The following is a 24,481-nucleotide window of genomic DNA, read 5'->3' as shown; positions in this document are numbered from 1 at the left end:
CGCCGTCGCGAGCACCAGCAGGAACGCCGCGGCGGCACCCTGACGGCGCCGCGCGACGCCCCAGGCTGCGAGCGGCAGCGTCAGCCTGCGGCTGGACCCGGCGCGTGCGTCGACCCGGCGCGCGACGAGCGCGAGCGGGCGCAGCGCGAGGGCCGCCCCGGCCAGCAGGCACACCACGGGCGCCGCGACGAGGACGGGGTCGACCAGGGAGCCGGTGGCGACGCGGTGCGCGCGCAGCTGCAGGTAGGCGAGGACGGCGAGCGCCACGAGCAGCAGGTCGGCACCCGAGCGGGCCACGACGCCGACGCGGTCCTCGCGCCCGGCGCGTGGCGACGCGGTGCGCAGCCACGGCAGCACGAGCAGGGTGCCGAGCACCAGCGTGACGGCGGTGACGCTCGCGGCGAGCGGGAGGAGCCCGCCCTCCGGGACGGCGGCCGGACCCAGGCCGACCGCGTCCGCGAGCGCGCGGTACAGGACGAGGGCGAGGACCGTCGCAGGGACGACGGCCAGCAGGCCGAGCACCGTCGCCTCGGCGGCGGCCTGCGCGACGAGGCGACCGCGGCCCATCCCGCGGGCGGCCAGCAGCGCCGCCTCGGGAGCGCGGCGACCCGCGACCAGCCGTGCGGCCAGCGTCACGGTCGTCGCGGCGAGCGCCCCGCCGAGCAGCGCCACCGCGAGCACGCCCGACGCGGTGACGCGGCTCTGCTCCCGCGCGGCCTCGAGGGTGCGCGCGAACGGCCGGTCCACGACGACGTTCTGGGTGCGGTCGTGCAGGGCGCCGTCGAGCGCGCCGGGCAGTGCGTCGACACGAGCGCCCGCCGCGGTCAGGTCGGCCGCGTCCGCCCCCGTCAGGGACGGCTGCACGACCAGCGTGACGCGGCGCAACGGGATCGCGCTGGAGGCGACGCCGCCGGGCGGCACGACGAACGGGCCGTAGGCCGCGAGGTGGCCGCGGTAGTCCGGGCCGATGCCCGTCCCGCGCAGCGGGTCCTCCTGCCACGCGGCCCCGGGCCGCGGTGCGAACGTCCCCACGACGGTGAGGCCCGCACCCGTGCCACCCGCGTCCGCGGAGAGCGAGGTCGTGCCGCCGACGTCGAGCCCCAGCGCACCCGCGGCCGACACCGGCACCGCGACCTCACCCGCCGTGGTGGGCCACCGGCCCGCAACCAGCGTCGCGCGCGCGTCGGGGTCGTCCAGCTCCGCGAGGTAGCCGAGCCGCACCGGGCCGCCGCCACCCGGCAGGTACCGCATGACGCTCGACGTCCACGCGGTCAGCGTCGTCGGGAGGTCGCCGAACGGCTCGGTGAGCAGCGCCGACGCGGTGGCGACGGCCTGCGACGCGTCCCGCGCGGTCGCGGCGACGAGAGGGTCGACGTCGGCGTCGTCCGGGTCCTCGGGGAACCCGAGCGCGACCCCGACCTGCACGTCGGCAGCGGGCTCCCCGGCCATCGCGAGCTGCAGCGCGCGCTGCGGCGCGGCCGTCGTGAGGAGCACGCACACGCCGACCAGCGCGGAGCCCGCGACCATGACCGCCAGGACCGCGGCCAGCACGCCGACCTGCGCACGGCTGCGCCGCCAGACGTGCTCACCCACGCGCAGCTGCCTCGACCACCCGGCCGTCGACGAGGTGCAGCGCGCGGTCCGCGAGCGCGATCATCACGGGGTCGTGCGTCGAGACGATCGCGGTCATGCCCTCGGCCTCGACGACCCCGCGCAGGAGCGCCATCACGGCCAGCCCGGTCTCGCTGTCGAGCTGACCGGTCGGCTCGTCGGCGACCAGGAGCCGCGGTGAGGACGCGAGCGCGCGGGCGATCGCGACCCGCTGCTGCTGGCCGCCGGACAGCTCGTCGGGTCGCTGCTGCGCGTGCGCGGTGAGGCCCACGAGCTCGAGGAGCATCTCGACACGACGCTCCCGCACGTCGACGGGTGCCTCGTGCAGCCTCAGGGGCACGCCGACGTTCTCGGCGGCCGTGAGCGCGGGCATCAGGCCGAACGTCTGGAAGACGAACGCGACGCGGTCGCGGCGCAGGGTCGCCTGGCCGTCGTCGTCGAGGGCCGCGACGTCGACGCCGTCGACGTGCACGCTGCCCTCGTCGGGGCGGTCGAGCCCGCCGACGAGGTTGAGCAGGGTCGTCTTGCCCGAGCCGGAGCGCCCGACGAGCGCGACGAGCTCCCCGGGCTCGACGTCGAGGTCGACGCCCCGCAGGGCGCGCACGGCGGACCGGCCGGACCCGAACGTGCGGTGCACGCCGCGGACCTGCACCGCCGCCCCGGGCTCGGGGCTCACCGGGGACCGCCGTCGCGCCAGACCGCGAGGTGGTCGGCCTCCAGCACCAGGCGCACCCGGCTGGTCAGCGCGAGCGCGTCCCGGTACTCGCGCGGCACCTGCAGCCGTCCCGCCCGGTCCATCACGGCGTACTCCTCGTGGACGACGTCGCCGTCGGACTCGCGGCGCAGCACCTCGCTGCTGGTGCGTCCGTCCCGGATCGCGACGGTCCGCTCGACGAGGGAGCTGACCGCGGGGTCGTGCGTCACGACGACGACGGTCGTGCCGGCCTCCCGGTTCACGGTGCGCAGCGTCTCGAACACCTCGTGCGTCGTGGTGGTGTCGAGCTCGCCCGTCGGCTCGTCCGCGAGGAGCAGCTGCGGCGCGTTGGCGAGCGCCGTCGCGATCGCGACCCGCTGCTGCTCACCGCCCGACATCTCCTGCGGCCGCCGGTCGGCGACGTGCCCGACGCCGACGAGGTCGAGCAGCTCGTCGGCCCGCCGTCGCCGCTGCCGGCGGGGGACCGACGTGATCGGCAGCGCGACGTTCTGCCGCGCGGTCAGGTAGGGGAGCAGGTTGCGCGACGTCTGCTGCCACACGAACCCGACCGTCTGCCGCCGGTACGCGACCCGCTCGCGCGCGGGCATCGCCATGAGGTCCCAGCGCCCGACGCGCACGCGGCCCGCGGTCGGCGCGTCCATCCCCGACAGCACCCCGAGGAGCGTCGACTTGCCCGAGCCGCTCGCCCCGACGACCGCGACCATCTCCCCCTCGTCGACGAGCAGGTCGAGCCCTTGCAGCGCCTGCACCTCGACGCTGCCGGACTGGTAGATCCGCACGAGGTTGTCGCACACGACGAGCGCGTCGTGCCCGTACTGCGCGGGGCGTGCGGCGTTCCCGCCGAGCGCCGCGAGCGTGCTCTCGGACACAGGCGGCTCCTTCCGTCGCGCGGACGTCCACCGCAGACTAGGCGTGTTCACGCTCACACACGGTCGAAGACGCACCGCCGTCCGGGTGGGAAGTCCCGGACGGCGCGGCCGCCGGGACCCATCCAGGCGAGCGCGGGTTCGAGCGAGCGTCCGTCCGGAGCGCTACGGCTCGACTGCCGGGTCGCTCGGCCCGGGCTCCTCGGCTGCCGAGCGCAGCAGCTGCCGCCACGCGTGGTCCTCGAGCGCGGCGACGGCCAGCTCGATGCGACGCTCGTACTCGTCGGCCGACTCGCCCTCGCGGGGCGGGCCTACCGGTTCCGGCCCAGGCGCACCGGGCTCGACCTCGTCGTGTGTCACGGGTACCTCCCCGGATCTCTCGTGCGCGTGCAGGGGGACGACAGCGGCGCGAGCGCGGCCCGTCGTCCGGATCGGCGCGGGCTGCGGATCTCGCACGCGGCGGACGCGGCGGGTCGCCTCAGTCGCGCGCGAGGTCCGCGGACCTGACCCACCGGGACCACTCGTCCTGCGCGACGTAGCCGGCTCGCTGCCAGACCGCCCGTCCTTGGTCGTTGCCGTCGAGGACCATCGCGTGGAAGCGCTCGGCTCCCAGCGCGCGCAGTCGGTCCTCCGCTGCCGTCAGGAGCAGGCGACCGAGGCCCTGCCGGCGGTGGTCGGGGTGCACGGCGAGGCGGTAGAGGCTCGCGCGCCAGCCGTCCCACCCCGCGACGATCGTCCCGACGATGCGACCCTCGACCTCGGCGACGATGATCGCGTCCGGGTCGTGCCGGACGAGCCGCAGGATCAGCTCCGGGCGGTCCGGCGGTCTCGCGTCGTTCTCCGCGGCGACCGACCAGAACCGCGCGAGGGGCTCGGCGTCGTCCGCACGCGCGCTCCTGAGGTCCACCTGATTCACGCCCCCATCATCGCGCCCGCGCGTCGCCACCGGGGCGACCGCGACGGCCGTTCCTCGCGAACGGGGGACGGGCCCGCGCGGTCGGTCCCGGTGTCGGCGTCGGCGGCTAGTCTCGCCGCGTCGTCGACGGTGAGGAGCGTGCGGGGTGGCCCTGTTCGGGTGGGTGCGGCGGGAGCAGGACGGTGGGCCGCGCCGGGAGTGGGTCGGCGCGTTGCGGAAGGTCGTCGCGCACCTCGACGGTGACGAGGCCGTCGTCGACTACGTGCTGACCGGGCAGGACCCGGCGGCGCTGCGGCGGGTCCCCGTGCAGAGCTGGTACAGCATGGGCTCGCGCGAGAGCCATCCGCAGGCCGCGGCGCTGCGCACGCTCTACGCCGGTGCGCGCGACGTCGACGCGGCGGTGCTGCGCCGGTGGGGGCAGGTCCTCGACCGGGTGCACGGCGCCGCCCAGTGGGGGCTCGTGCTGGGCCCGGTCGCCGGGTGCCGGTGGCACGAGCTCATGCTCGTGCAGGCGGACGCGTCGACGCGCGCGAGCTCGCCGCTGCCGCTCACGTTCGACGACCTCGTGCGCATCGCGGCCGTGGACGGCGCGACGCCCGCCGACCTGCTGACCGCCGTGCTCACGGTCCAGGTCCCCCAGGGGCACGTGCACGGCCGGTCCCGTGCGGCGCTCGTCCGGATGCCGGGCTTCGGCGATGCCCTGACGGCGCACCGCGAGCTCGTGTCGGCGGCGCTCACCGTGCGCGACGTCGACGGCAGGCTCGCCGCACTGGACCTCGTCGGCCTGACGCTCACGGACGAGGCGCTGGTCGACCTCGTCGAGCCGCTCGCGGTGGGGGCGACGGCCTCGAGCGCGCAGGTGCGCGGCGCCGCGCAGGCGGTGCTCGACCGGACCGGGACCGCGGCCGTGCCGCCGCTGCGTGCGATCGCCCGCAGCGGCCGGCCCGACGCGCGGGCACGCGCCCTGGACCTGCTCGCCGAGCTCCCCGACGAGTACGACTGGGCGGTCGCGACGGCCGAGGCCGACCGCGCCGAGAGCGTCCGGTCGATGCCCGCACGGTGGGAGGCGGACCGCGCCGCGGCGGCGGCCGGCGTCCCCGACGTGCTGCCCGACGCGCCACCACCGACCCGGTGGGGCCTGCCCCGCGCGAACGCCGAGGCGACGGCGCGGGCGGTCGTCGAGGCGCTGGCCGCCGACGTGAAGGAGGCGAACCGGCGCTCGGTGGCGTACGCGCGCGGGCAGGGCGGCAAGCCGCACCAGGCGCCGGTCCCGGGGGAGGCGGAGGTCGCGGTGCTCGCGAAGCTCCTGACGTCCACCCGCCCCCCGGTCCCGAGCAGCGCACGGCTGCGCCCGCACAACCCGTGGTCGATCGGCCAGGCGCTCGCGACGACCGCGTCGCGTGGCGGCGTCGACGCGACGAGCGCCGTCGCCCTGCTCGTCGCCGCCGGGCTGGCGGACCAGCGGTCGACCCTCGTCACGGTCCTGCAGACCGTGCACGCGCGGACGGGCGAGCCGGACCTGCTCGCGTTGCAGCAGATGCTCGACGAGGCGGGTCTCGACGGCCGGGAGACGGTGTGGACCGCATGCGTCACCGGCTGGACCAGCGGTCTCGCGCGCGGCTGGCCGGACGAGCAGGTGTGGCCCTTCGTCGCACGCAACCTCGGCTGGATCCTCGAGCAGGGCCGCACGGACGGCTCGTCTGTGCAGACCGCGACGTACTTCCGGATGCTCGCGACGCTGCCGACACCCCCGGCGCGCCTCGTCGACCACCTCTACGACCTGGCGCTGCGGGGCCGCAAGACCGACCGCGAGCCCGCGCAGCGCGCCCTCGACGGGGACCCGCAGCGTGCGCAGCGGGCGTCGGCGGCGCTCCTCGACGGGCGGTCGGAGACGCGCCTGGTCGCCGCGCAGTGGCTCGCCGAGATCGGCGACCCGGCCGCCGTGCCCGCGCTGCGGACGGCGTGGGGCAAGGAGAAGCAGGACGTCGTGCGCGGCGCGCTGCTCGACGCGCTCGTCGCCGCCGGGGAGGACGCGGAGACCTACCTCGACCCCGCCGCCACGACGGCGACCGCGGAGGCCTACGTCGCGAAGGGCCTGCCCGCACCGCTCGCCTGGGTGGCGTGGGACGCGGTGCCCGACGTGCGGTGGGCGTCGTCGGGGGAGTCCGTCCCGCGGGCGGTCGTGCAGTGGCTGTGCGGGACGGCGGTGAAGGCGCGGTCGCCCGAGCCGAACGCGATCCTGCGGCACTACGCCGCCGCGTTCGAGCCCGAGAGCCGGCGACGGCTCGCGCACCACCTGCTGCAGACGTGGCTCAACGAGGACGTCCGGCCCATCCCGGCGGACGAGGCGGAGCGGTCGGCCCGGCAGACCGCCGCGGGGAGCCACCGGTGGCTGACCGCACCCGGCAGCCAGTACGAGGGCCTGTCGGTCGACGAGCTCTTCGCACGGCTCCTGCCGGCCGCCCTGCGCACCCCCGCAGGGTCGGCGATCGCGAGCAAGGGGCTGCTCGCGGTGGTCGCCGCGTGCGGCGGCCGGGACGTCGTCGCCCCCACGGAGCGGTTCCTGCGCGAGTGGTTCGGGCAGCGGGCGGCCCAGGGCAAGGCGCTCATCGCGATGCTCGCGTGGGTGGACGACCCGGCGGCGGTCCAGCTCGTGCTGTCGGTCGGGTCGCGCTTCCGGACGAAGAGCTTCCAGGAGGAGGCCGTCCGGCAGGCGCAGGCGCTCGCGGACCGCAAGGGGTGGACGGTCGACGAGCTCGCCGACCGGACCGTGCCGACCGCGGGCTTCGACGACGACGGCGTCCTCGAGCTGTCGTACGGACCGCGCACCTTCACCGCGCGGCTCCTGCCGGACCTCACCGTCGAGCTGCGCGACCCGGACGGCACGGTGGTCAAGGCGCTGCCGGCGCCGCGCCGCACGGACGACGCCGACCTCGCCGCGGACGCGAAGAAGGCGTTCGCGGCGGCACGCAAGGACGTCAAGGCGATCGCGTCGCTCCAGCAGCGGCGGCTGTACGAGGCGCTGTGCACCGAGCGGTCGTGGTCCGTGCAGGACTGGGACCGCTACCTGCTGCGGCACCCGGTCCTCGGGCTCGCGGTGCGGCGGCTCGTGTGGGTGGCGACGGTCGACGACCGTGAGGACCATGCCCCGCTGGTGTTCCGTCCGCTGGACGACGGCAGCTTGACCGACGTCGACGACGAGCCCGTCGAGCTGCCGGAGGGTGCGCGCGTCCGCCTCGCGCACGACAGCGTGCTCGACCCCGGCACGGTCGCCCGCTGGGTGGAGCACCTCGCGGACTACGAGGTGACGCCCCTGTTCCCGCAGCTCGGCCGCGGCGTGCACGCGCTGCCGGCGGACGCCGCCGGGCGGCGGGAGCTCGACGACTTCACCGGGCACGTGCTGGAGGCCTTCGCGCTACGCGGCCGTGCCCTGCGGCTCGGGTGGACGCGCGGGGGGACCGTCGACGGCGGCTGGTTCCTCACCTACGACAAGCGGTTCCCGACGCTCGGCGTCGTCGCGCGCATCGAGTTCACCGGGAACTCGCTGCCGGAGGAGAACCGGACGGTCGCGCTGCAGACCCTGTCCTTCCACCGGACGGGTCCCGACGGGCAGGGTGAGGTGGGGCTGACCCTCGGTGAGGTCCCCGCGGTGCTCGTCTCCGAGTGCTGGCACGACCTGAGGGTGATCGCGGCGGAGGGCACGGGGTTCGACCCCGACTGGGAGAAGAAGACGGCAGGGTACTGACCATGACGGACGTGACCGGCGAGATCCTGCGCGCACCGGCGGAGGTGGGGTACGCGGACGAGCTCGCCGCCCTCGCGGCGGCCGACGGCGGCGACAGGCCCACGGGGTGGCGGCTCACGCCGCGCGCGGTGCGGGCGTTCGTCGTCGGCGACCCCGCGCTGGGCGTCACGCGCAAGTTCTACGGCGACGACGCGCTCGTCGACCGGTGCGTCGTGACGCTCATGAGCAACCGCGGGCTGCTGCTCGTGGGCGAGCCCGGGACGGCGAAGTCGATGCTCTCGGAGCTGCTGGCCGCCGCGGTGTCGGGCGACTCGACGTGCACCGTCCAGGGCAGCTCCGGCACGACCGACGACCAGATCACCTACTCGTGGAACTACGCGCTGCTCCTCGCGGAGGGACCGACGCCGCGCGCGCTGGTCCGCGGGCCGCTGCACCGGGCGCTCGCGCACGGCACGGTGTGCCGCTTCGAGGAGGTGACGCGCGTCCAGCCGGAGATCCAGGACGTGCTCATCGGGATCATGTCCGACAAGGTGCTGCACGTCCCCGAGCTCGACGGGCCGGACGGCGTGGTGTTCGCGGCGCGCGGGTTCAACGTCGTCGCGACCGCGAACCTGCGCGACCGCGGCGTGCACGAGATGTCCAGCGCGCTCAAGCGCCGCTTCAACTTCGAGACGGTCCGCCCGATCCGTGACCGCGACCTCGAGCGGCGCCTCATCGTCGAGCAGACGACCGGCCTGCTGGAGCGGGCCGACGTGAGCACGCGCCTCGACGCGGACGTCGTGGACCTGCTGGTCACCGCGTTCCACGACCTGCGCGACGGTGTGACGCAGGACGGTGTCGTCGTCGAGCGCCCGTCGGCCGTGATGAGCTCCGCGGAGGCGGTGGCCGTGGGGTACGCGGCGGCCCTCGACGCGCACTACTTCGGCGACGGACGCGTCGGCGGCGAGCACGTCGCGCGGCAGCTCATCGGGACCGTGCTGAAGGACAACCCCGAGGACGGCACGAAGCTGCGGCACTACTACGACGTCGTCGTCGCCCCCCGCGCGCGGCGCGACCGCCGGTGGAAGGCGGTGCTGGAGACGCGCGCCGAGCTGGACCGGTGAGGGCAGCGCTCCCGACGACCGGCGACGTCCGGGACCTCGCGGCCCGGCTGGTGTCGGACGAGCTCGTGGTCGTGCCGGTGCGGCACCACAGCCCGGCGTGCGCGCGGGCCGTCGCGGACGCGTTCGCCCGGCACCGCCCGTCGCGCGTCCTCATCGAGGGGCCACGCAGCCTGACCGACGTCGTGGACCTGCTGTGCCACCCCGAGGCGGAGATGCCGATCGCGGTGTACGCGTGGTCCCGGCCCACGGGGCGCGGCGCGGGCACCGACGGGCGGCACGGCGGCTACTACCCGTTCTGCGACTACTCGCCCGAGCTCGTCGCGGCACGCCTGGGCCGGGCCGCGGGCGTCCCCGTCGCGTTCTGCGACCTGGAGGTCGCGGAGCAGGCCGCCGCCGCGGCGGGGACCGTCCTGCCGGGCGACGGCTCGCTGCTGCGCGAGGACGCGTACCGGCACAGCCGCGCGCTCGCCGCGCTCGTCGAGCGGCTCGGCTGCCGCGACGAGGAGGACCTGTGGGAGCTCCTCGTCGAGGCGGACCCCGACGCCGGCGGACCCGACGAGCACCTCGCACGGCTCACCGCGTACTGCCTCCTCGCCCGCGCGGACCACACCGACGCCGACCTCGACGCCGACGCGACCCGGGCGCGCGAGGCCGAGATGGTCTGGCACGTGCGCGAGGCGCTCGTCGCCCGGGCCCCGGGCGACGGGCCCGTGCTGCTGGTCGTCGGCGGGTTCCACGCGGTCGCCGTGCCCGACCTGCTCGACGCGCCTCCGCCGCGGCCGCAGGTCGACACGCGGCACGTCGAGCAGGGCTCCGCGCTCGTGCGGTACGGGTTCGACCGGCTCGACCGGCTCTCGGGGTACGCGAGCGGCATGACGTCGCCCGCCTGGCACCAGCGTGTCTGGGACGCCCGCCGTCGGGGCGAGACGGCGGTCGAGGCCCGCACGTCCGCCGTCCTCACCGTGCTCCTCGACGTCGCCGACGAGCTGCGGACCCGCCACGACACCCCCGTCGCGACCCCGTCGCTCGCCGCGGCGCACCGGCAGGCACTGCTGCTCGCCGACCTGCGCGAGCGTCCCGCGCCGCTGCGCAGCGACCTGCTCGACGCCGTGACGAGCTGCCTCGTGCAGGGCGACGCGGACACCGACGGCCGGCTCGTGCGCCGGGTGACGCGCGGCGTCCTCACCGGGCACACCGTCGGCCGCGTCCCTCCCGGCGCGGGCACCCCGCCGCTCGTGCGCGACACGCTCGAACGGCTCCGCGCGCTGCGCCTCGACGTCGACGGCGTCGAGCCCCGCACCGTCGCGCTCGACCTGTACCGCAACCCCGCGCACCGGCGCACGAGCCGCGCGCTGCACGGCCTGCGCCTGCTCGCCGTCCCGTTCGCGGAGCACGTCGCCGGGCCGGACTTCGTCCGGGGCACCGGGCTCGCGCGCCTGCAGGAACGGTGGACGACGCTCTGGACGCCCGCGACCGAGGGGCTCCTCGCGGAGCAGTCGATGCTCGGGTCGACCCTGCCCGAGGCCGTCGACGTGCGGTTCGGCCTGCTCCTCGACACGGCGACCGCCGACGGTCGCGCCCCGACGAGCGTCGAGGCGGCGGCGCTGCTCGCGCAGGCGGCCGTCGTCGGTCTGCACGACCGCGCGGTGCACGTGTCCGCCGTCGTGCAGGCCGCGCTCGCCGCGGAGACGTCGTTCGCCGCGGCCGTCGAGGCAGCCGGTGCCCTCGCACTCCTGGAGGGCGGGCGGGAGCCGCTGGAGGCGGCGCGCCTGACCGCCCTGCCCGCCCTCGTCGCGACCGCGTACGCGCGGGCCCTGTACCTCGGTGCCGGGCTGCGGGGGGCCGAGGAGCCGGAGGAAGCCGTCGCGACCGCGCTGACCCGCCTGCGCGAGCTGGTCGCGTCCCCGGCGGGCGCAGCGCTCGACGCCGCACCGTTCTGGGCGCTCGTCGACAGCCTGCGGCGTCAGCACGAGCACGCGCTGGTGCGCGGTGCGAGCGCCGGGATCGCCGCGACCGCCGGCCGGCTCGACGCCGACGACCTCGCACGGGACGTCGTCGGGCACCTCGACGCCTCCGTCCCGGTCGCCGAGTCGGTCGCGTTCGTCCGCGGGCTGCTCGCGACCGCCCGCGAGACGACGTGGCAGGAGTCCGGGCTCGTCGCCGGGCTGGACGCGCGCCTCGCCGCGTGGGACGACGCGACCTTCCTCGCCGCGCTGCCCGACCTGAGGCTCGCGTTCACCGACCTCACCCCGCGCGAGACCGACCGCGTCGCCGGGATCGTCGCGGGCATGCACGGTGGCGCCGGCCCCGACCTGACCGTGCGGCGCGACGTCGACGCCGCGACCGTGCAGCGCCACGCCGAGGTGTCCGCGGCGCTGGCGGCCGCGCTCGCGGACGACGGCCTCGGTGCCTGGGTGGACGCGGGAGGTGTCGCGTGACGACGTCCGACCGCTGGCGGCTCGTGCTGGGTCGGTACGCCGACCGGCACCTGCCCGCCCCGACCGACGCGGCGGCGCTGCGTGCGGAGGCCGCGCTCGACTACCTCTACGGGCGCGAGTACGCGGGTCGCGGCGGTCGGCCGGACGGCGACGGGTCCGGCGGCACCGGACCGGGGACCCTCGACCCGTCCGCGCCGTCCGTCGTGGACTGGCTCGGCGAGGTCCGCGAGCTCTTCCCGCGCGAGACCGTCGAGGTGGTCCAGCGGCACGCGCTCGAGCGGTACGGGCTGACCGAGCTCGTCAGCGACCCCGAGGCGCTCGCCCGGATCGAGCCCGACGAGCACCTGCTGCGCACGCTGCTGCTGCTCAAGGGCCATCTCGACCCGCGCGTCATGGCCGAGGTGCGGCGCATCGTGCGCGCCGTCGTCGACGAGCTGCGCCGCCGGCTGGAGAGCGAGGTCCGCGCCGCGTTCACCGGCCGCACCAACCGGCACCGGCACAGCCCGCTCGCGCGCGGGACGAGCTTCGACGCGCGCGGCACGGTCCGCGCGAACCTGCGGCACTGGGACGCGGACGGTCAGCGGCTCGTCGTCGAGAGGCCGCTGTTCTTCGAGCGCAACACCCGCCGCCTCCCGTGGGAGGTGGTGCTGCTCGTCGACCAGAGCGGGTCGATGGTCGGGTCGGTGATCCACAGCGCGGTGATGGCCGGGATCCTCGCGGGCCTGCCCGCGTACCGGCTGCGGCTCGTCGTGTTCGACACGAGCGTCGTCGACCTCACCGACGTCGCGGGCGACCCCGTCGAGCTGCTCATGTCCGTCCAGCTGGGCGGCGGTACCGACATCGCCCAGGCCGTCACGTACGCGGGGCAGCTCGTGGAGAACCCGTCGCGCTCCGTCGTCGTCCTGGTCAGCGACTTCTGCGAGGGCGGGTCGCCGTCCGCGCTCGTCGCCGCCGTCCGGCGCCTGGTGGAGGCCCGCGTCACGACGATCGGGCTCGCGTCGCTCGACGGCGAGGCGCACCCGTTCTACGACCGGCGCATGGCCGAGCAGCTCGCGGACGTCGGCATGCCTGTCGCCGCCCTGACGCCCGCGCGGCTCGCGGAGTGGCTCGCCGAGGTGACGGCCCGGTGACGACGCTCGCCGACCTCGTCGCGCTGCTCGCGCGGTACGACGACGACGCGTGGGTCGCGATCGCCAACCGCGGGCTGCTGCGCCGGGCACGCAAGGACCTCGAGACGCTGCACCCGGTGGTCGTCGGCCCTGCCGCCGCCGGGGAGGACGTCGACGCGGTCGAGGTCGCCGTGGGGGACCGCGTCGTGCGCTTCGGCGCGACGGGGCCCGCCGACGCGGCGTGCACGTGCCCGAGCCCGGTGACGTGCCAGCACGTCGTCGCCGCGGGGATCTGGCTCGCGGGGGGAGGCGCCCTCGACGAGGCCGCACCGGCGGCAGCCCGCTCGTCGGTCGAGCCCTCGTCGCCCGCGCCCGACGACCCGGGTGACCCAGCCGGGCGCGCTGACCCCGTAGGGCCCGCCGAGCCTGCCGACCTGCTGCACGACGAGCTCATGGCGTGGGACACCGCGACGCTCACCGCGCACGCCGGGCTCGCCGGCTACCGCTGGGCGCACCACCACCTCGACGACGCCGAGGCGCCCCCGGTGCTGACCCGCGGCCCGTACCTCGCGATGACGTTCCCGCAGGGCGTCACCGTGCGCTACCTCGGAGGCGGTCCCGGGGGCCTGGTCGTCGACCAGCGCGTGCCGGCCGTCGAGCGGTACCAGGTCGCCGCGGTGCTCGCCTGGCAGCGCGCGCACGGCCTCGTGCTGCCGCCGCCGCCCGCGCCTCGAACGGCGGACCGTCTCCCGACCGAGGCGGCGGTGTCCCAGCAGGAGTCGCGGGCACGCCTGCGCGCCGCCACGACGACCCTGCTGCGGGACGCGGTCGCGGTCGGCGTGTCCCACCTCTCTCCGGCGCTGCACGACCGGCTCGTGACGGCCGGGGTGTGGGCGCAGGGCGTCGAGTACCACCGGCTCGCCCGCGTGCTGCGCCGCCTGGCCGACCACGTGGACCTGCTCCTCGTCCGGTCGGCGCACGCTGACGACGTCGCGCTGCTCGACGACCTCGCGCGGGCGCACGCCCTGGTGGGCGCGCTCGACGCCGCCGCGGCCGCCGGGAGCGAGCCCGTCGGCCTGGTCGGGCGCGCCCGCTCGACGTACGACGTGACGCGCACGCTCGACCTCGTCGGGCTGGGCGGCGTGCCGTGGCGCACCGGCTCCGGCTACCACGGCCTCACGTCGGTGTTCTGGAGCCCGTCGCGCGCACGCATGCTGACCTGGACCGACGCGCGTCCCGACACGCTCGGCGGGTTCGACCCGCGGGCACGCTGGCGCCAGCCGTCGCCGTGGCCCGGCCTGCCGACGCCCGCCGCCGCGGCCGGTGCCCGGCTCACCCTCACGCACCCCCAGCTCAGCGCCGACGGCCGGCTCTCCGGCGTCGAGTCGTGCACGGCGGCCGTCGCACCGCTCGACGCCGCCTCGCTGCGCGCCCTGCTGCCCGTGGCCACGTCCTGGCAGGACGTCGCCCCGGTGCGCCCGCTGTCGCTGACCCACCCTGCCGAACCGGCGACGTGGGTGGTCCTCGCCCCGACCGGTGCGGCGCCGGTGTCGTGGGACGCCACCGCGCAGACGCTGCACTGGCCGCTGCTCGACGCGGCCGGCGACGCCGTGGTGCTCGAGGTGCCGTGGTCGCGGCTGCACGCGCACGCGATCGGCCGGCTCGAGGGCCTGGCCCAGCCGCTCGTGCCGGGGACCCTCGTGGTGGCACGCGTCCGCCGACGGCACGGCGAGCTCGTGGGCGAGCCCGTCAGCCTCGTCCCGCCGGACGCGGACCGGCCGTCCGTCGACTGCCTGCACTTCGACGAGCCCGACGGCACACCTCGACCGTCCGCCCTGGTGCGGTCGCTGCTCGCCGCCGGAGTCGACGACACGACCGACCCCGTCCCCGACCGACACCGTCGCGGGGCTCTGCCGGCCCCGCTCGTCGCCCTGCGCTCGCTCGTCGAGCGGCAGGCGCAGCGCGGCTGCTCCGGTGTGCCCTCCGACGACGTGCGCCGAGCGCTCGGCGCGGCGCACACCGCGTTGCGGGCGGTCGGCCTGACCGTCTTCGTCGAGCCCGACCCGCACGGGGACGTCGCCGGCCTCGTGCTGCGTTCGCTCTACCTGACCCAGCAGGTGGAGCACCTGCTCGGCGCAGAGCCCTCGATCGGCGGATGACGCGGGCCGTCGAGACTCGACGGCGTGAACGAGGTTGGCGCACGCACGACTGAGGGCCGCCCCGGTTGCCCGGTGACGGCCCTCTGACGTGCGGTGATGCTGGTGGGCGATACTGGGATCGAACCAGTGACCTCTTCCGTGTCAGGGAAGCGCGCTACCGCTGCGCCAATCGCCCATGGGGGAGTTGCTGCGAGGTGGAGATGGGATTCGAACCCACGTATACGGCTTTGCAGGCCGCTGCCTCGCCTCTCGGCCACTCCACCCTGAGACCGCAGTCCTCAGCGACTGAGGAACAGTCGATCAGGAGTGTCTGCCTCCGAGCGGACGACGGGATTCGAACCCGCGACCCTCACCTTGGCAAGGTGATGCTCTACCACTGAGCCACGTCCGCACTGCACTTCCCCCCGGCTCTCACCGGCGTTCCGTGTGCGTCCCAGACTCTAACCGAGTCATCCGGCAAGAGTCCAACTGGCTCCGCGTGGCCCGTGATCACGCGGATCTGCGTCTCGATGCTGCTCGGCTGCTGGTCGGCTGGTGGCCGGCTGGTGACCAGAAGATGGCCCGCCGGTGGCCCGGTGGTGGGCCTGGGCTGCGCCGTCGCTACCGTGTGCACGTGCCCGCCACCCGTCCTCCGAGCCCCGGCGTCGCCTGGTTCGGCGAGGTCGAGGCGACCGGTGTCGTCGAGGTCGTCGACGTCCGTCGTCAGCCGGAGCGTCTGCGGGAGCCGGGCTGGTGGGCCGTCGTGGGGGACTTCGAAGGCACGGTGCGGGCCTGGCGGTTCGCCGACGTCGACCGACGCTCTCCGAGGCACCAGCACCCCTGGACGGGGCCGTCGAGCGAGGCGTGGGCGTCGTCCCTGGACGAGGCCGCGTACGTGACGGCAGTCGAGGACGTGCGCGCGGCAGTCGCCGAGGGTGACGTCTACCAGGCGAACCTCTGCCGGGTCCTGGCGGCGCCCCTGCCGCCCGACGCCGACGGTGGCGAGCCGGACGCCCGGGCGCTCGCGCAGGTGCTCGAGGCGGGCAACCCGGCGCCCTACGCGGGCGGCGTGCACGTGCCCGGGGGAGCGGACGACGGCGTGTGGGTCGTCAGCGCGTCGCCCGAGCTGTTCCTGCGGGTCGACGGCGACGTCGTGACGTCGGCGCCCATCAAGGGCACCGCGGCGACGTCCGACGGCCTGACGGCGAAGGACCGGGCGGAGAACGTCATGATCACCGACCTCGTGCGCAACGACCTGCAGCGGGTGTGCGTGCCGGGGACGGTCGAGGTGACGACGCTGCTCGGCGAGGAGGTCCACCCCGGCCTCGTGCACCTGGTCTCGACGGTGCAGGGCACCCTCGCCCCGGACGTCGCGGGTGCGGCCGACCTGTGGGGCCGCCTGCTCGACGCGACCTACCCGCCGGGCTCGGTGTCGGGGGCCCCCAAGCTGTCCGCGCTCGACCTCATCGACCGGCTCGAGCCGACGCCTCGTGGGCCCTACTGCGGTGCGGTCGGCTGGGTCGAGGTCGGCGCCGACGGCACGCTGCGGGCCGAGCTCGCGGTGGGCATCCGGACGTTCTGGTGGCGCGACGGCGTGCTGCGGTTCGGCACGGGCGCGGGCATCACGTGGGGGAGCGACGCCGCGGCGGAGTGGGCGGAGACCGAGCTCAAGGCTGCACGGCTCGTCGCCCTGGCCTCCGAGCACCCCGCGACCGGAGCGATGGGCGCGCCCGGTGTGACCAGCGCGACGGGCGAACCCGGCACCGCGCGCACGACGCCGCCGACCGACCCGGCCTGAGCTGCCCGCGCGGGCCGCCCGCCGGTGCGAGACTGACCCGATGAGCGTCGTGATCTGGTCCGACGGTGCGCTGCGCGAGCCCACCGACCTGCTCGTCACCGGCATCGACCACGGCCTGACCGTGGGCGACGGCGTCTTCGAGACGTGCGCCGTGTACGAGGGCCAGGCGTTCGCGCTGACCCGCCACCTGCGCCGCCTGCGCCGCTCAGCGGCCGGCCTCGGGCTCGGGGAGCCGGACGACGCCGAGGTGCGCACGGCGGTCAAGGCCGTCCTCGACGCGGCAGGTCCGGACGTCGGGCGGCTGCGCATCACGCTCACGGGCGGTCCGGGCCCGCTCGGCTCGCACCGGTTCGCCCCCGAGGAGCAGCGGCTGACCCTGGTCGTCCTCGCGGGTCCGGCGACGCGAGCCGAGGTGTCACGCGTCGTGCGGGTGCCGTGGGTGCGCAACGAGCGGTCCGCGGTCGCAGGGCTCAAGACGACGTCCTACGCGGAGAACGTGGTCGCCCTCGCGGCGGCGTACCGGCAGGGCGCGGACGAGGCGGTCCTCGCGAACACCGTCGGCGACCTGTGCGAGGGCACGGGGTCGAACGTGTTCGTCGAGCGCGGGGGAGAGCTCCTGACGCCGCCGCTGTCGAGCGGGTGCCTCGCGGGCATCACGCGCGAGCTGCTCCTGGAGTGGGGTGCGCAGGACGGGCTGCCGGTGCGCGAGGCCGAGCCCGGTGAGCTGCCGTACGCGGTGCTCGACGAGGTGACGGCGGGCACGGCCCACCTGCTGCTGAGCGGCTCGATCCGCAACGTCGCGCCCACGGTCCGTGTCGACGACGTCGACGTCGTCGCGGGTCCGCTGTGCCTGCAGGCGCAGCGGGTGTTCCAGGAGCACGTGGGGCGCGACCTCGACCCGTGAGCCCGGGCACCGTCGGGCACTGCCGGGCCTGTCCGGGCATGTCCGGGCACAGGACGACCGGCCCCGCCCCCAGGGGCGGAACCGGTCGGCGGTGCTGCGATCAGGCCGTGAGCAGGGCGGCGATGAGGGCCGTGATCTCGCTCTCCATGCGGGCGCTCTCGGCCCCCAGCGGGACGAGGGCCTCGGTCGCGGCGAGGAAGCGCGTGATGGGCTCGGTCGGGGCGGCCAGGAGGGCGCTGCCCTCGACGCCGTTGAGCGAGACGAGCGTGTAGTCGGGGTCTTCGTCGCGCCACACCTGCACGTCGCCGGTCCCGGCGGGCGCGTCGGCGGAGGCGAGCATCCCGAGGGACAGCAGCTCGCGGCCGAGGAGCCACGTCGACATGGTGTGCGGGCCCGTGAAGACTGCGCGCACCGTGTACGGGTCGGACGTCCGGAAGGACAGTTCGGTGCTGACCGGGATCACACTGGCGTCCGAGCCGATCAGCTGCATGGCGACGACCTCGACGACGTCGTACGACGACTGCGTCATCGGGTCCTCCTGTCTCACAAGGGCTGGAGGTCCCATCATGGCAGGACAGGCGCCCGATTGGACCGGTCCGCCCGGCGAGTTCACCCGGAGGGACCTGTGGTGTCACCCTCGGCGACACCTCGCGGTGCGAGGCGGTGCCGACACCCTGACGCCGGTGGCCGGTTCGGAATCTGGCCCCGGGTTGGGTAGCATCCTCCTCGACGTCGCCCACGGGTGACCGTCGACGGGCGATTGGCTCAGTGGTAGAGCGCCTCGTTCACACCGAGGAGGTCACTGGTTCGAACCCAGTATCGCCCACACGTGAAGGCCCCGACCGGTTTCGTCCCGGTCGGGGCCTTCGTCGTCCTTCGTGTCACCCGTTCGGAGCAGCGCTCCGGCGGTCCCACGGCCTGCGGGGCCCCGCAAAGGCCGCGACCGGCGACGCAGGTGCGCCGGTAGCATCGAGGGGCCCGCCGCCCGGCCGGCACCCACCCAAGGAGGCAGCACCCGTGCCCGAGCTCATCACCCTCACCGTCGACGGCACCACCACGACCGCCGAGCAGGGGACGACGGGCACGCAGCTGTACGCCGACCGCCGCGACGTGATCGTGGCGCGGGTGGACGGCGAGCTCCGCGACCTGCACCTGCCGCTGCCCGACGGCGCGGTGGTCGAGGGCGTCACCGTCGCGGACCCCGAAGGGCTGGCCGTGCTGCGGCACTCGGCCGCGCACGTGCTCGCGCAGGCGGTGCAGGAGATCAACCCGAAGGCGAAGCTCGGCATCGGCCCGCCGGTCACCGACGGCTTCTACTACGACTTCGACGTCGACACCCCGTTCACCCCCGAGGACCTGCGCGCCATCGAGAAGGTCATGGGGCGCATCGTCAAGGAGGGGCAGACCTTCCGGCGCTGGGACGTCACCGAGGCGCAGGCCCGCGAGGAGCTGAAGGACGAGCCGTACAAGCTCGAGCTCATCGGCCTCAAGGGCGACCCGGGCGCGGCCGACGGCGCGTCGGTCGAGGTCGGCCTGGGCGGTCTGAGCATCTACCAGAACGTGCGCGGCGCCGGCCGGGAGAGCGAGCAGGTCGTCTGGCAGGACCTGTGTCGCGGCCCGCACGTCCCGACGACCCGCGTCCTGGGCAACGGCTTCCAGCTGACGCGTTCGGCCGCCGCGTACTGGCGCGGCAGCGAGAAGAACCCGCAGCTGCAGCGTGTGTACGGCACGGCGTGGCCGACCAAGGACGAGCTCAAGGCGTACCTCGAGCGCGTCGCCGAGGCCGAGCGTCGCGACCACCGCCGCCTCGGCAACGAGCTCGACCTGTTCTCCTTCCCGGACGAGATCGGCTCGGGCCTCGCGGTGTTCCACCCCAAGGGCGGGCTCATCCGCATGGAGATGGAGGCGTACTCGCGCAAGCGGCACGTCGAGTCGGGGTACTCGTTCGTCAACACCCCGCACATCACCAAGGAGCGGCTGTTCCAGCTCTCGGGGCACCTCGACTGGTACTCGGACGGCATGTACCCCCCGATGCACCTCGACGAGGAGCTCGACGACGAGGGCAACGTCAAGCGGCAGGGGCAGAACTACTACCTCAAGCCGATGAACTGCCCGATGCACAACCTGATCTACCGCTCGCGCGGGCGCTCGTACCGCGAGCTGCCGCTGCGGCTGTTCGAGTTCGGCACGGTCTACCGGTACGAGAAGTCGGGCGTGATCCACGGCATGACCCGTGCGCGCGGGTTCACGCAGGACGACGCCCACATCTACTGCACCAAGGACCAGATGAAGGACGAGCTGACGAGCCTGCTCACCTTCGTCCTCGACCTGCTCAAGGACTACGGCCTCGACGACTTCTACCTGGAGCTGTCGACCAAGAACCCCGACAAGTTCGTCGGGTCGGACGACGTCTGGGAGGAGGCCACCGAGACGCTGCGGCAGGTCGCGGAGGCGTCGGGCCTGGACCTCGTGCCCGACCCGGGCGGCGCCGCGTTCTACGGGCCGAAGATCTCCGTGCAGGCCAAGGACGCCATCGGGCGTACCTGGCAGATGTCGACGATCCAGCTCGACTTCAACCTGCCCGAGCTGTTCGAGCTCGAGTACACCGCGCCCGACGGGTCCCGCCAGCGGCCCGTGATGATCCACCGCGCGCTGTTCGGGTCGATCGAGCGGTTCTTCGCGGTCCTCACCGAGCACTACGCCGGTGCGTTCCCCGCGTGGCTCGCGCCCGTGCAGGTCCTCGCGGTGCCCGTCGCCGAGCCGTTCGAGGGGTACCTCGACGACGTCGTCGCGCAGCTGCGGGCGCAGGGGATCCGCGCCGAGCTCGACCGCTCGGACGACCGGTTCGGCAAGAAGATCCGCAACGCGTCCACGCAGAAGATCCCGTTCGTGCTCATCGCGGGCGGGGAGGACGCCGAGGCCGGCGCGGTGTCGTTCCGGTACCGCGACGGGCGTCAGGACAACGGCGTGCCGGTGGCCGAGGCCGTCGAGCGGATCGTCACCGCCGTCCGTGAGCGCACGCAGGTCTGACCCGTGACAGCACCCGACTCCGGTGACGGGGCGGCGCACGACCGCCCCGTCACCGAGGCGCCCGCGGCGTTCGCCGGCACTGCCGACGGCTTCGAGCGTCTCTGGACGCCGCACCGCATGGCGTACCTCGGCGGGCAGGACAAGCCGTCCGACGCGCACGCCGGGCCCGGCTGCCCGTTCTGCCGCATCCCGACGCTCCCCGACGACGAGGGGCTCGTGGTCGGGCGCGGGCGCGTCGCCTACGTCGTGATGAACCTGTACCCCTACAACTCGGGGCACCTGCTGGTCTGCCCGTACCGGCACGTCGCCGACTACACCGACCTCACGGACGACGAGGTCGCGGAGGTCGCGGAGCTCACGCGCACCGCCATGCGGGTACTGCGCGCGGTCTCCGGGCCGGCCGGCTTCAACCTCGGCATGAACCAGGGCGACGTCGCGGGCGCCGGCATCGCCGCGCACCTGCACCAGCACGTCGTCCCCCGGTGGGGCGGCGACTCCAACTTCCTGCCGATCGTCGGCCGCAGCCGGGCCCTGCCCGAGCTGCTCGGCGAGACCCGAGCGCGGCTCGCCGCGGCCTGGCCGGCAGCGCAGGCAGCGCAGGCAGCACCGACAGCGCCCACAGCGCCGAAGAGGACCGCCGACGAGCGGACGAAGGGATGACCGCGACGTGCTGAACCGACTGCGGGGAGCGATGCAACGCGTGCTCACCCCGCTCGCCACCGCGCTGCTGCGCGCCGGGGTGTCGCCCGACGCCGTGACGATCACCGGGACGCTCGCGGTCGTCGTCACCGCCCTGTGGGCGTTCCCGACCGGACACCTCTTCGCGGGCGCGCTCGTCATCGGGCTCTTCGCGCTCACCGACTCCCTCGACGGCGTCATGGCCCGCCAGTCCGGCCGCTCCGGCCCGTGGGGCGCGTTCCTCGACTCGACGCTCGACCGGTTCGGCGACGGCGCGATCTTCGCCGGCCTCGTCGTGTGGTTCGTCGGCGGCGGCGACGACCACCTCACCGCGGTCCTCGCGCTCGCCTGCCTCGTGCTCGGCTCGATCGTGCCCTACGCGCGGGCCCGCGCCGAGGGGCTCGGGATGACCGCGTCGGGCGGCATCGCCGAGCGGGCGGACCGGCTGCTCGTCGCGCTCCTCGCGGCCGGCGCCGTCGGGCTCGGCGCGCCGACCGTCGTCCTCACCGTCGTCCTCGGCCTGCTCGCCCTCGCGTCCGCCGTCACGGTGGTCCAGCGCATGGCGAAGGTCCACCGTCAGGCCGTGGCGGTGACCGAGTGAAGCTCGACGTCGCCCGCGCGTACGCGACCGCCTGGCGCGTCGCCGGCAAGATCCCCGGCCCCGTGCTGCGCGTCGCCGCCGCCGCGGCCGCCGACGTCACCTGGCTGCGCCGCGGCGACGGCGTACGACGGCTCGAGAAGAACCTGTCCCGCGTGCGCCCCGACCTCGACCGGCGCGGGCTGCGTCGTCTCAGCCGCGCCGGCATGCGCTCCTACATGCGCTACTTCTCCGAGACGTTCGCGCTCGGGTCCATGACGCAGGCCCAGGTCGACACGCGCGTCCGCGGCGCCCACGACGACCGCCTGCGCGTCCACCTCGACCAGGGCAGGCCCGTCCTGCTCGCCCTCGGGCACGTCGGCAACTGGGACCTCGCCGGCGCGTGGGCGACCCGCCACCTCGCCCCCGTCACGACCGTCGCCGAGCGGCTCGAGCCCGAGGAGCTCTTCCAGGAGTTCGTCGCGTTCCGCGAGAGCATCGGCCTGACGATCATCCCGCTGTCCGGCGGCGGCGACGTGTTCCGCGACCTCATGCGCGCCGCCCGCGGCGGCCCCGCCGTCGTGCCGCTGCTCGCCGACCGCGACCTCACCGCCAAGGGCGTCGAGGTCGACTTCTTCGGCCACCGCGCACGCGTCGCGGCCGGTCCCGCCGCGCTCGCCGTGTCCACCGGCGTACCCCTGTTCCCGACGATCGTGCACTACGAGCGGCTCACCGGTGCCCGACGCCGGGCCGCCCGCTCGCCCTGGGGCGTCGTCATCGACTTCGGGCCCGCCGTCGAGGTCCCGACCGGGCTGCCCCGCGCCGAGCAGGTCCGCGTCGTCACCCAGGCGTGGGTCGACCACCTCGCCGACGGCATCCGCCGCCACCCCGAGGACTGGCACATGCTCCAGCGCGTCTTCGTCGACGACCTCGACCCGGAGCGGTACGCCGCCACGGTCGCCGCCGGGACGGCCACGCCGTGAACCTCGGCCAGGTCCGCCCCGACGGACGCCCCCTGCGGGTCGGCATCGTCTGCCCCTACTCGTTCGACGTCCCCGGCGGCGTGCAGTTCCACGTGCGCGACCTCGCCGAGGCCCTCCTCGCCCGCGGGCACACCGTCTCCGTCCTCGCCCCCGCCGACGACGACACCCCCGTCCCGCCCTACTTGACGGCCGCCGGACGAGCGGTGCCCGTCCGCTACAACGGGTCCGTCGCACGGCTCACGTTCGGGCCCATGACCGCCGCGCGCGTCCGCAAGTGGCTCGCCGCGGGCCAGTTCGACGTCCTGCACCTGCACGAGCCCGTCACGCCCAGCCTCAGCATGCTGTCGCTGTGGATCGCCGACGGGCCCGTCGTCGCGACCTTCCACACCGCGCAGCTGCGCTCGCGGTCGCTGCAGGTCGCGTACCCGCTGGTGCGGCAGTCGCTCGAGAAGATCTCCGCACGGATCGCGGTGTCGGAGGACGCGCGCCGCACGCTCGTCGAGCACCTCGGCGGCGACGCGGTCGTCATCCCGAACGGCGTCTACGTGGACACGTTCGCGGCCGCGACGCCCGACAGCCGGTGGACGGGCACGCCGTCCGCGCCGACCGTGGCGTTCCTCGGGCGGCTCGACGAGTCGCGCAAGGGCCTGCCGGTCCTGCTCGGCGCGGTCCGCGAGGTCCTCGCCCACGTCCCCGGTGCGCGGTTCCTCGTCGCGGGCCGCGGCGACACGGGTGCGGAGCAGGCCCGTGAGCTCCTGGGCGACCAGGCGGGTGCCGTCGAGTTCCTCGGGGGCGTCTCCGACGAGGACAAGGCGCGGCTGCTCGCGTCGGTCGACGTGTACTGCGCGCCGCAGACGGGCGGGGAGAGCTTCGGCATCGTGCTCGTCGAGGCGATGAGCGCGGGCGCCGCGGTCGTCGCGAGCGACCTCGGCGCGTTCGCGCGGGTGCTCGACGACGGTGCTGCGGGCGTCCTGTTCCGCACGGGCGACAGCGACGACCTCGCCCGCACGCTCGTGCGCGTGCTGCACGACCCGGACCTGCGTGCCCGGGTCGTCGCGACCGCGCGCGAGTCGGTGCGTCGCTACGACTGGTCGGTCGTCACCGACCAGGTGCAGGCGGTGTACGAGATGGCCGTCGCGGGCCACGAGGCGCCCGTCGGCGAGGACCCGTCCTCGGTGCGCGGCGCCCGGCTCCTCGAGCTGCGCCGTTCGCGGGCCGAACGATGAGGTGGTCGGAGACGGCGTTCGTCGTCGCGCTGCTGGTCGCGCTCGGGCTGTGGTGCGTGTGGGTCGCGGCGTCGCGCCTCGACCGCCTGCACCGCAAGGTCGCGGCGTCCCGGTCGGTCGTCGACGCGCAGCTGCTGCGGCGCGCGACGGTCGCCGCGGGCCTCGCGACGTCCGGGCAGCTCGACCCGGTGAGCTCGGTGCTCGTCGCCGAGGCGGCGTGGGCGTCCCTGTCGGCGGGGGCGGCGGCCGGTGACGCCGGTGTCCTGCCGCCCGGCATGCGCGACCTGCTGGCGACCGACGAGCCGACGGCCGGGTCCGGGCCGGACGACCGTGGCCGTGTCGAGAGCGAGCTGTCGGCGACGCTGCGCGAGGCGCTGGGCGACCCCGACGACGTCGCCGCGCTGCGCGCGGACCCCGACGGCGACGAGCTCCTGGGCAGCCTCGGCTCGGCCTGGTACCGCGTGCAGATCGCGAGGCGATTCCACAACGAGGCGGTCGCGCAGACGCTGCGTGCCCGGCGGGGCCCGGTCGTGCGGCTGCTGCGCCTCGCGGGCCACGCACCGGCGCCGCGCACGCTCGAGCTGGACGACGAGTGGCCTGCCGCCCTCGGCCGGCCGGGCGCGCGCGCCGGCGAGGGGCGGCCC

19 protein-coding genes and 4 tRNA genes are annotated in these 24,481 nt (G+C 75.4%); 14 read left to right on the top strand and 9 right to left on the bottom strand.

Annotated elements, in window-relative coordinates:
• The 5 genes from CBZ_RS13395 to CBZ_RS13375 all read right to left on the bottom strand — a co-directional run.
• A partial coding sequence (locus CBZ_RS13395) for an ABC transporter permease (protein ID WP_218022767.1) occupies positions 1-1,593 on the bottom strand: 1,593 nt, incomplete at its 3' end.
• Positions 1,586-2,287 carry an ABC transporter ATP-binding protein gene (locus tag CBZ_RS13390; protein WP_130782023.1) on the bottom strand — a complete coding sequence of 234 codons (702 nt, stop codon included), beginning with the start codon at positions 2,285-2,287 and terminating at the stop codon, positions 1,586-1,588. The genes CBZ_RS13390 and CBZ_RS13395, both read right to left, overlap by 8 nt.
• Entirely contained in the window at positions 2,284-3,195 is a 912-nt protein-coding gene (locus CBZ_RS13385) for an ABC transporter ATP-binding protein (RefSeq protein WP_130782022.1), read from the bottom strand. The genes CBZ_RS13390 and CBZ_RS13385 overlap by 4 nt, the downstream gene beginning before the upstream one ends.
• Positions 3,196-3,357: 162 nt before the next feature.
• Positions 3,358-3,552 (bottom strand): hypothetical protein, encoded by a 195-nt coding sequence (locus CBZ_RS13380; RefSeq protein ID WP_130782021.1) that lies wholly within the window; start codon positions 3,550-3,552, stop codon positions 3,358-3,360.
• Between the two features lie 118 nt (positions 3,553-3,670).
• Positions 3,671-4,108, bottom strand: a complete 438-nt coding sequence (locus CBZ_RS13375; RefSeq protein ID WP_130782020.1) for a GNAT family N-acetyltransferase — start codon at positions 4,106-4,108, stop codon at positions 3,671-3,673.
• 145 nt (positions 4,109-4,253) lie between these two features.
• On the opposite strand from CBZ_RS13375, the gene CBZ_RS13370 reads away from it, so the two are divergent.
• The 5 genes from CBZ_RS13370 to CBZ_RS13350 are packed head-to-tail and all read left to right on the top strand — an operon-like array spanning position 4,254 to position 14,662.
• Positions 4,254-7,853, top strand: coding sequence for a DUF4132 domain-containing protein (locus CBZ_RS13370; protein WP_130782019.1), 3,600 nt, complete (start codon positions 4,254-4,256; stop codon positions 7,851-7,853).
• A gap of 2 nt (positions 7,854-7,855) precedes the next feature.
• Positions 7,856-8,956 carry an ATP-binding protein gene (locus tag CBZ_RS13365; protein ID WP_130782018.1) on the top strand — a complete coding sequence of 367 codons (1,101 nt, stop codon included), beginning with the start codon at positions 7,856-7,858 and terminating at the stop codon, positions 8,954-8,956.
• On the top strand, positions 8,953-11,394 hold the full coding sequence (locus CBZ_RS13360) for a DUF5682 family protein (protein ID WP_130782017.1): 2,442 nt from the start codon (positions 8,953-8,955) through the stop codon (positions 11,392-11,394). Before CBZ_RS13365 ends, CBZ_RS13360 begins: the two co-directional genes overlap by 4 nt.
• On the top strand, positions 11,391-12,524 hold the full coding sequence (locus tag CBZ_RS13355; protein ID WP_130782016.1) for a VWA domain-containing protein: 1,134 nt from the start codon (positions 11,391-11,393) through the stop codon (positions 12,522-12,524). The genes CBZ_RS13360 and CBZ_RS13355 overlap by 4 nt, the downstream gene beginning before the upstream one ends.
• A complete protein-coding gene (locus tag CBZ_RS13350) occupies positions 12,521-14,662 on the top strand; it encodes a YehQ C-terminal OB-fold domain-containing protein (protein WP_130782015.1) in 2,142 nt (713 codons plus the stop codon). Before CBZ_RS13355 ends, CBZ_RS13350 begins: the two co-directional genes overlap by 4 nt.
• Positions 14,663-14,762: 100 nt before the next feature.
• Here CBZ_RS13350 and CBZ_RS13345 read toward each other — a convergent pair.
• The 3 genes from CBZ_RS13345 to CBZ_RS13335 form a co-directional block, all read right to left on the bottom strand.
• Positions 14,763-14,837: transfer RNA gene (locus tag CBZ_RS13345), tRNA-Val, on the bottom strand.
• 17 nt (positions 14,838-14,854) lie between these two features.
• Positions 14,855-14,925, bottom strand: a tRNA-Cys gene (locus CBZ_RS13340).
• A 56-nt stretch (positions 14,926-14,981) separates the two neighbouring features.
• Positions 14,982-15,053 (bottom strand) — tRNA-Gly (locus CBZ_RS13335).
• 222 nt (positions 15,054-15,275) lie between these two features.
• Between CBZ_RS13335 and CBZ_RS13330 the strand changes: the two genes are divergently transcribed.
• Positions 15,276-16,439 (top strand): chorismate-binding protein, encoded by a 1,164-nt coding sequence (locus CBZ_RS13330; RefSeq protein ID WP_165446768.1) that lies wholly within the window; start codon positions 15,276-15,278, stop codon positions 16,437-16,439.
• A 40-nt stretch (positions 16,440-16,479) separates the two neighbouring features.
• Complete coding sequence (locus CBZ_RS13325; protein ID WP_130782013.1) at positions 16,480-17,343, top strand: aminotransferase class IV; 864 nt, start codon at positions 16,480-16,482, stop codon at positions 17,341-17,343.
• A gap of 100 nt (positions 17,344-17,443) precedes the next feature.
• On the opposite strand, the gene CBZ_RS13320 is transcribed toward CBZ_RS13325, so the two are convergent.
• On the bottom strand, positions 17,444-17,872 hold the full coding sequence (locus tag CBZ_RS13320) for an SsgA family sporulation/cell division regulator (protein ID WP_130782012.1): 429 nt from the start codon (positions 17,870-17,872) through the stop codon (positions 17,444-17,446).
• Between the two features lie 225 nt (positions 17,873-18,097).
• On the opposite strand from CBZ_RS13320, the gene CBZ_RS13315 reads away from it, so the two are divergent.
• From CBZ_RS13315 to CBZ_RS13285, 7 genes are all read left to right on the top strand, one after another.
• Positions 18,098-18,169 (top strand) — tRNA-Val (locus CBZ_RS13315).
• 191 nt (positions 18,170-18,360) lie between these two features.
• The gene (gene thrS / locus CBZ_RS13310; RefSeq protein ID WP_165446767.1) at positions 18,361-20,373 is read left to right on the top strand and encodes a threonine--tRNA ligase; all 2,013 of its coding nucleotides are present in this window, start codon (positions 18,361-18,363) and stop codon (positions 20,371-20,373) included.
• 3 nt (positions 20,374-20,376) lie between these two features.
• Positions 20,377-21,033 carry an HIT family protein gene (locus CBZ_RS13305; protein WP_246013365.1) on the top strand — a complete coding sequence of 219 codons (657 nt, stop codon included), beginning with the start codon at positions 20,377-20,379 and terminating at the stop codon, positions 21,031-21,033.
• Between the two features lie 7 nt (positions 21,034-21,040).
• Positions 21,041-21,652, top strand: a complete 612-nt coding sequence (gene pgsA, locus CBZ_RS13300) for a phosphatidylinositol phosphate synthase (RefSeq protein WP_130782011.1) — start codon at positions 21,041-21,043, stop codon at positions 21,650-21,652.
• Complete coding sequence (locus tag CBZ_RS13295; RefSeq protein WP_130782010.1) at positions 21,649-22,611, top strand: phosphatidylinositol mannoside acyltransferase; 963 nt, start codon at positions 21,649-21,651, stop codon at positions 22,609-22,611. Before pgsA ends, CBZ_RS13295 begins: the two co-directional genes overlap by 4 nt.
• Positions 22,612-22,643: 32 nt before the next feature.
• Positions 22,644-23,837: a glycosyltransferase family 4 protein gene (locus CBZ_RS13290; protein ID WP_174768675.1), complete on the top strand. Its 1,194-nt coding sequence runs from the start codon at positions 22,644-22,646 to the stop codon at positions 23,835-23,837.
• Positions 23,834-24,481 (top strand): hypothetical protein (locus CBZ_RS13285; protein ID WP_130782008.1); only part of this gene is annotated, 648 nt, incomplete at its 3' end. The genes CBZ_RS13290 and CBZ_RS13285, both read left to right, overlap by 4 nt.

It is taken from the genome of Cellulomonas biazotea (genome assembly GCF_004306155.1).
Taxonomy (GTDB): Bacteria; Actinomycetota; Actinomycetes; order Actinomycetales; family Cellulomonadaceae; genus Cellulomonas; species Cellulomonas biazotea.
This window is presented reverse-complemented; position numbering and strand designations above follow the sequence as displayed.

Excerpts from the sequence above, each read along its gene's own strand:
- CBZ_RS13325 (WP_130782013.1), top strand. The coding sequence starts at position 16,480 with ATGAGCGTCGTGATCTGGTCCGACGGTGCGCTGCGCGAGCCCACCGAC.
- CBZ_RS13320 (WP_130782012.1), bottom strand. The coding sequence starts at position 17,872 with ATGACGCAGTCGTCGTACGACGTCGTCGAGGTCGTCGCCATGCAGCTG.
- CBZ_RS13365 (WP_130782018.1), top strand. The coding sequence starts at position 7,856 with ATGACGGACGTGACCGGCGAGATCCTGCGCGCACCGGCGGAGGTGGGG.